We start from the raw sequence: 6,782 nt of genomic DNA, 5'->3' as shown, positions 1-6,782 counted from the left end.
CCCCAGAGGACCCCGACCCCGCGGCTGACGCCGCACCGACGAACGACGGGCGGGCACCCCTCGCAGGGTGCCCGCCCGTCGCGCGTACCAGGGTCAGAGGCCGAGCTGTCGGCGCACCTCGGCGGCCACCCGGCCCCCCTCGGCCTGGCCGGCCACCGCGGCCTGGGCCGCCTTCATGGCCGGGCCCATCTGGGCCTTCCCGGTAAAACCGCCCGCGGCGAGCGCTCCGGCGACCAGCTCGGCGAGTTCGTCGTCGGAGAGCTGCTTCGGCAGGTAACGCTCCAGCACCTCCCCCTCGGCGGTCTCCTTGGCGGCCTGCTCGGCGCGGCCGGCGTCGGCGAAGGCGGCGGCGGCCTCCCGCCGCTTCTTCGCCTCCTTGGTCAGCACCGCGAGCACCTCGTCGTCGGTGAGCTCCCGCTTGGCCCTGCCGGCGACCTCGGCGGTCCCGACGGCGGCGAGCGCCATCCGCAGCGTGGACGTGGTCAGCTCGTCGCGCGCCTTCAGGGCGGCGCGCATGTCGTCGGTGAGGCGGTCCTTCAGCGTGCTCATGGACGGTCAAACTACCCTGAACGACATGCGAAAGCGCACACTATTCCGGCTCGCCGCCGGGACCGTCGCCGCGGGCGCGGCCACCCTGGCGTACGCGTCGCTCATCGAGCGCAACATGTTCACCCTGCGCCGGTACGACGTGCCGGTGCTGCCGACCGACGCGGAGCCGCTGCGGGTGCTCCACCTGTCGGATCTGCACATGATGCCGGACCAGCGGCGCAAACAGCAGTGGGTGGCGTCGCTCGCCGCCCTCGACCCCGACCTGGTGGTGGTCACCGGGGACAACATGGCCGACCCCGGGGCCGTCCCGGGCGTGCTGCGGGCGCTGCAACCACTGTTCGGCGTTCCCGGCGCGTTCGTCTTCGGCTCGAACGACTACACCGGCCCGGTCTGGAAAAACCCGTTCACCTACTTCCTGCCCAACCGCGAGTACACCGAGGGCGCCGCCCTACCGTACGAGGAACTGCGCGACGTCCTGGTCGGGGCCGGCTGGGCCGACCTGAACAACGCCCGGACCACGATCAAGGCCGGCGGCCGGGTGGTCGAACTGGTCGGCGTGGACGACCCGCACGTCGAGCGGGACGACTACCCGGCCGTCGCCGGCCCGGTCTCCCCGTCGGCCGACCTCTCCGTCGCGGTCGTCCACTCCCCGGAACCGGCCGTGCTCGACCAGATGGCCGCCGACGGCTTCGGCCTGCTGCTCGCCGGACACACCCACGGCGGCCAGGTCTGCGTGCCCGGGTACGGCGCGCTGGTGACCAACTGCGGGCTGCCCCGGTCGATGGCCAAGGGCCTGCACCGCTGGCCCGGCTCCGACTCCTGGCTGCACGTCTCCGCCGGCCTGGGCACCCACCCCACCGCCCCGGTACGGTTCGCCTGCCCGCCGGAGGCGAGCATGCTCACCCTCATCTCCCGCTGACCTGCCCTCCCGCCGCGCCGTCGTCGTACCGAACCGCGGGCCGGCGCGGCGGGAGGGGGTACCGAGTTTGACCACCGGAACGGGTGGGCTACTATTTCTCAGCACGCCTCGGGGTGTGGCGCAGCTTGGTAGCGCGCTTCGTTCGGGACGAAGAGGTCGTCGGTTCGAATCCGGCCACCCCGACCAGAGGTAAGGCCAGTTCAGGGCCGGTTTCCCCTACGGGACACCGGCCCTGAGTCGTCTCCCGAGAACACAGGCGCTGCCTGGTACTGCTTGGGACGACACGTGCCGCCGACGTTCGCGGGCGGCAGGAGAACAGGCATATCCGTCCCGGTCAGGGCTTGCTGGTCACGTGCCGGCGAGGGCTTCGGTCGGTGCGAGTCGGCTTGCACGTACTGCGGGGTAGAGGCCGGCTGCGGCACCGATCAGGAGGGTGGCTGCCAGCCCTCCGGCCATTGCCCAGGCGGGCACCACGACGGGCCAGCTTTGACTGGCCGCGTACAGTCCGGTAACGACGACGCCGAGCAGGGTGCCGCCCACGCAGCCGAGCGTGGAGAGTAGAAGTGACTCGGCGAGGAACTGGCCGCGGATCTGTCCGCGGGTGGCACCGAGTGCTCGACGTAGACCCACCTCGGCGCGGCGTTCCAATACCGAGATCACCATGGTGTTGGCGATGCCGACTCCCCCTACGAGGAGCGCTACCGCACCCAAGCCGAGCAGTAGCCCGTTGAGGGCATTGTCGGTGGCCTGTTGGGCGGCCAGCGCGTCGGAGGGTCGGGATACGGACACCTCGTTTGGTGCTTCCGGGTTGACGGTGCGCCCGAGTACTGCCCGAACCGCCGTGACCTGGGTGGGCGCGACACGGAGGTACAGCCGGGTGGGATGGCCGTCGAAACCGAGGTAGGACCGAGCGGCATCCCACCCCACCAGCGCGGCCGAGTCCAACTCCTCGACCAGCGGTACGGGCGTCAGAATGCCGATCACAGCGAACCATTCGCCGGCCAGCCACACGCGTGTCCCGACTCCGGGTACGTCCAGACGGCGGGCTGCGGTGGCGCCCAGCACGACCGTTGGATAGGTGGCGGTGGCGGGCGTGAACCAGGAACCGGCGTGCAGCGTGGCGTCGACGACGGTCAACAGTTCAGGTTGAGCGGCGAGCACCTGAATGCTGCCGGTCTGACCCGCCGGGACATGGTCGGTACGGTAGATGGATTTCTTGACGGCACCGGTTGCGCTGACCGATTCCACCGGCCCGATTCGACCGACCAACGCCGTCGACTCCTCGGGCAGGACTGCCTCTTCGCCCGTCCGGGTCTCGCCCGGGGCTGCGGTCAGCAGGTTGGTGCCGAGCCGGTCGAGGGTCTGGTCCAGTTCAGCCCGGCTGGACGTGGAGATGCCCACCACCGCCAGCATCGCCGCGATGCCGATGGCGATGCCCAGCGCGGAGAGGCAAACCCGCAGTGGTCGGGACCGCAACCCTGCCGCGCCTAGTCGGGCCACGTCGGCGGGACTGAGCCGCGCCGGTCGCGGCTTCGCGGCGCCAGGTTTCAGCGTCATGGCCCCGCCGGCTCTCTGGGTCACGGGCGCACCGCCAGCGGCGCGCCCGAATCGCGGATGATCCGGCCATCCCGCAGCATGATCTGCCGCGGCAGACTGGCCGCGATGTCCTGATCATGCGTGATCACCACGACCGTTGTGCCTTGACCGTGCAACTCCTCCAGCAGCGCCAGCACGGCCGCACCGGCGACCGAGTCGAGGTTGCCGGTGGGCTCGTCGGCGAGCAACAGCGCCGGCTCGCCGACGACAGCACGCGCGAACGCCACTCGCTGCCGTTCACCGCCGGACAGCTCATGCGGCCGATGGTCGAGCCGGTGGTCAAGGCCGACTCGGGCCAGCGCGTTCGCCGCCCGTCGTCGCCGCTCCCGCCTGGGCACGCCAGCGTAGAGCAGCCCGTCAGCCACGTTGTCCAGCACGGGTACGCCAGCGGCCAGGTGGAACTGCTGGAACACGAAACCGATCCGGCGGCCGCGTAGGGCGGACACCTCCCGGTCGGTGTGAGTAGACACATCGTGCCCATCGATCCGTACCGTCCCGCTCGACGGCCGGTCGAGGGTACCGATCAGGTTCAGCAAGGTGGACTTGCCTGAGCCGGAAGGGCCGACGATCCCGGCCAGTTCTCCGTACCCGATGGTCAGGTCAACCTCCCGTAACGCCGTCACTCCACCCGGATAGGTCCGCGACACCCCGACGAGTTCGATCACATCGGTCACTGCGGCACCCCGACCATCACGCCGTCGGTCAGGCCGTCGCCGCTGACCTCAACCCGCCCGTCGGCGAACATGCCAGCTTGCACCGCCACGACCCGGGTGCCCGCCGGCCCGGTCACCTCCACGCCGTACCCGCCCTCGGCGAGCGCCAACAACGCCTCCACCGGCACGGTGAGCACGTCCCGCCGCTCCTTCGCCACATATCGCACGTCGACCGGCGTGGCACCCAGCGCGCCCAACGCCTTCTGGTCAGCAATCGCGATGGTGACCTCGACCGTGGCGGCGTCAGTGCCGGGCCGTTCCGGGTTCACAGGCCGCTGCCCAGCGCCAGCCGAGGCATCGGATGCTGGGGCACCCACGGCCCTGACCTCGCCGGTTACCGAACCGCCGGTGGGCAACGTGACGGTGACCTTGGTGCCCTTCGCCGCCCAGGCAGCCTCGCCCGCACCGGCGGACACCGTCACCATCCGGGTGTTGCCGGTGTACGTCAGCACGTCTCCGCTCGCGCTCGCCCCGAGGCGTACCAGGTGCTGCGCGATGCGTACCGCCTTCGGCGCGTACACCACCCGGTCCCGCTCGACCCTACCGGTGTCCGGCAGTTCCAGATCCTTCTGCCAACGCTTCACCGCGGCGGTGGTGGCTGCCGTGAACTCCTCGTCCACCGTGAACCCGTGATAGCCGAGGGCGGCGAGATTACGCTCGAACTGCCGCACGTCCGACCCTTCTGTGCCCTCGGTCAACGGCCGGTACATCGGCAGGAACCCATACAGCAGCACCACCGGCAGTTCGTCGGCGCGCAGCAGCACACCGCCCCGCCGCACCGTGGCCCCGACCTGAGGTAGCCAGGTCACCGTGCCCGTGGCGGTCGAGGCGAGCGGTACGGCCGGGCCGTATCCGAGTTCGCCGGCCAGCGTCACGGTCTTGACCAGCGTCTGCCGAGTGACCGGCGCGGTGGCGGCCGGCCCGGTACGCGCCGCCGGGGGTTCATCCCCTCCACGCCCGCCAAGGCCAAGGGTCGCCGCGCCGGCCACCGCGAGGGTGACCAGCGCGGCGACGCCGCCCAGCGCAGCCCGCACCCGCCGTCGCCGCCTCCAGTCGGTCACCGTACCGGCCGGCTCGGTAATTGTGGTGGGCTCTGCCACGGGCACCTGCTGGCTCATCCCCGGCCGGCCCCGTTCGGGTTCGCGGTGGTCTTCGGACGTCCGTCAAGCACCGGTTCACAGATCTGCAGCGCGCGAATGTTCAGCGCCTGCTCCTGCGGGGTGAGCTCCCTGCTCATTGACCCGGCCTGGGGCCATTCCCCGTCCGGTCCCGGGTCAGGCCAGTCCGGCATCCCGTTCGCGCGCATGCACTTCGCGTACTCACGCCGGTGGGCGATCTGCTCCGCTGTCACCGGGGGCCCCTTCTCCTCCAGCTCGTCAGGGATAGGAAGATTGAATTCTTTGCATTTTTCCTGAGCTGCCCGCCATTTCTGATCGGTCTTTTTCGGGACGTCGGGTGCGCTCAGGTCGACGCGCCCCTTGGCGTCCGGGTCCGGCAGGTCAAAGCCCTCCTTGCGCAGGCAGTTGACCCACTGGCGTTGCCCTTCGACGTACTGGGCGACAGGCCCACTGACCGCACCGGCCGACCCGGTCGGCTGGGCGCTGGAACCGCCCGCCGTGGCCACCGTCGGCGCCTCGGCGGCGCCACCGCATGCGCTCAGCACCAACGCCACCATGGCAGCGACTCCCGCACCGACGACATGGCGCCGATACCGGCGGGAAAGTTTTAGATGAACCATGCTCTCCTGACCTCTGTGTCCGGACTGAACCCGCGCGGAGACGCGCGGGCAAACAAACGAGCTAAGACCGTGAGAAAGGGGGTGATGGCCTACGACCCGCGGGCTACCGGCGACCAGTGCCAGCCATCGGTCGACCCGTACACCACCTTGTCGAGGTAGCTGTGTGTGTAGAACCAGCCGTTGGACGTACGACGGATCGGGTTGACGGTGTCCGGGAGGCCCACTGGTTCGACTGCCTCGTACGTGCCGTCCGCGCCAGCCCTCCACCAGCGGTGAGCGTCGACGTCCTGGTCGGATTGGGTCACGACCTGGAACAACACATGGGTTCCATCGGCGGTGACGAACGACTGGACGCCGCCAGGGAGCCGGTCGGACGGCACACTGCCCGCACCAGGAACCCGCTGCCAACCACCTGCGCCCTGGCCGTCGTTCTCCTCGTAGCGGTAAACAACACGCTGCTGCGCGCCGAGGACCACCGCATACCCGATCGGCCCGTTACCCGCCGCAAGGTACGGCGCGGGACAACCCGCCCGGGAGCAGGCAGGCGCGTCCGCGAAGACCTGGGTGGACCAGCTACGTCCAGCATCCCGGCTCACGGCGACCCCCGGCCGGCCGGTCGCCGGATCGACTCCCGACGCCCACAGTCGTCCCGCCGACTCCCGGATCCGCAGATCGTCACTCAAGGTCAAGGCGGGCTGGCTGGTCAGCGGGGCGATCCGGCGTGTTGCCGGATCGAGCGCGTGCATCCTGCACGGTGAAGGCGCCTTGTTCGACTCCGGCCAGCACACGGCAACGCTCCCGGTGGGCACCGCCGCCACGGGAGGGGCCTGATCCAGCCTGTGCCAGGTTCGCCCGCCATCCGTACTGGTCTGCAGGGTCCACTTCGGCCCCGGCGAGTCGTGCAGGACGGCCAGCAACCGACCGGGTCCGAGAACCTCGAAGCTGGCGGCGTTGATCGGTCCGCCCCGATCGCTCCAGGTACGTCCACCGTCGTCGGAGGCAACCAGTTGCACGATGCTCTTGGCGCACGGCTCCTTGGAACAGCTCAGCTGCGTCGACATCGACAGGTACAGGTGTCGCGCATCGGCCGCCCCGGACCACTGAATCCGCTCCCCATGGTGTGGCAGGGCGCCAGGCGACGACTGCTTCTGGTCGACGCCCACCTCGCCGCTGACGGACCGCTCGTGCCCAGCCAGCGCGGCGATACCCGTACCGGCGGTCATGACGAGGGCCACGGCGGCCGCATAGTTGGCGACGGTCCGCCGGC

At 70.3% G+C, this 6,782-nt stretch carries 7 protein-coding genes and 1 tRNA gene; 2 read left to right on the top strand and 6 right to left on the bottom strand.

Annotation, left to right across the window (positions count from 1 at the left end):
• Nucleotides 1–93: 93 nt before the first annotated feature.
• Nucleotides 94–549 (bottom strand): GatB/YqeY domain-containing protein, encoded by a 456-nt coding sequence (locus E1166_RS16125; protein ID WP_132269925.1) that lies wholly within the window; start codon nt 547–549, stop codon nt 94–96.
• 25 nt (nt 550–574) lie between these two features.
• Here E1166_RS16125 and E1166_RS16120 point away from each other — a divergent pair, with 25 nt between their 5' ends.
• Nucleotides 575–1,468: a metallophosphoesterase gene (locus tag E1166_RS16120; protein WP_132339768.1), complete on the top strand. Its 894-nt coding sequence runs from the start codon at nt 575–577 to the stop codon at nt 1,466–1,468.
• 109 nt (nt 1,469–1,577) lie between these two features.
• Nucleotides 1,578–1,654: transfer RNA gene (locus E1166_RS16115), tRNA-Pro, on the top strand.
• A gap of 162 nt (nt 1,655–1,816) precedes the next feature.
• Here the strand turns inward: E1166_RS16115 and E1166_RS16110 are convergent.
• The 5 genes from E1166_RS16110 to E1166_RS16090 form a co-directional block, all read right to left on the bottom strand.
• Entirely contained in the window at nt 1,817–3,025 is a 1,209-nt protein-coding gene (locus E1166_RS16110) for an ABC transporter permease (RefSeq protein WP_132339766.1), read from the bottom strand.
• Nucleotides 3,026–3,045: 20 nt separating this feature from the next.
• A complete protein-coding gene (locus E1166_RS16105) occupies nt 3,046–3,738 on the bottom strand; it encodes an ABC transporter ATP-binding protein (RefSeq protein WP_132339764.1) in 693 nt (230 codons plus the stop codon).
• Nucleotides 3,735–4,877 (bottom strand): peptidoglycan-binding protein, encoded by a 1,143-nt coding sequence (locus E1166_RS16100; RefSeq protein WP_243710376.1) that lies wholly within the window; start codon nt 4,875–4,877, stop codon nt 3,735–3,737. Before E1166_RS16100 ends, E1166_RS16105 begins: the two co-directional genes overlap by 4 nt.
• A gap of 14 nt (nt 4,878–4,891) precedes the next feature.
• A complete protein-coding gene (locus E1166_RS16095; protein ID WP_132339762.1) occupies nt 4,892–5,515 on the bottom strand; it encodes a hypothetical protein in 624 nt (207 codons plus the stop codon).
• An 89-nt stretch (nt 5,516–5,604) separates the two neighbouring features.
• Nucleotides 5,605–6,750, bottom strand: a complete 1,146-nt coding sequence (locus E1166_RS16090; protein ID WP_165944352.1) for a sialidase family protein — start codon at nt 6,748–6,750, stop codon at nt 5,605–5,607.
• Nucleotides 6,751–6,782 lie beyond the last annotated feature (32 nt).

The organism is Micromonospora sp. KC213, from assembly GCF_004348325.1.
GTDB lineage: Bacteria > Actinomycetota > Actinomycetes > Mycobacteriales > Micromonosporaceae > Micromonospora.
The sequence above is the reverse complement of the archived record's forward strand: the minus strand, read 5'-3'. Positions and strand labels throughout refer to the sequence as shown.

Bases quoted from the DNA above. Each gene is read 5' to 3' on its own strand.
- E1166_RS16125 (WP_132269925.1), bottom strand. From the start codon at position 549: ATGAGCACGCTGAAGGACCGCCTCACCGACGACATGCGCGCCGCCCTG.
- E1166_RS16120 (WP_132339768.1), top strand. From the start codon at position 575: ATGCGAAAGCGCACACTATTCCGGCTCGCCGCCGGGACCGTCGCCGCG.
- E1166_RS16110 (WP_132339766.1), bottom strand. From the start codon at position 3,025: ATGACGCTGAAACCTGGCGCCGCGAAGCCGCGACCGGCGCGGCTCAGT.
- E1166_RS16095 (WP_132339762.1), bottom strand. From the start codon at position 5,515: ATGGTTCATCTAAAACTTTCCCGCCGGTATCGGCGCCATGTCGTCGGT.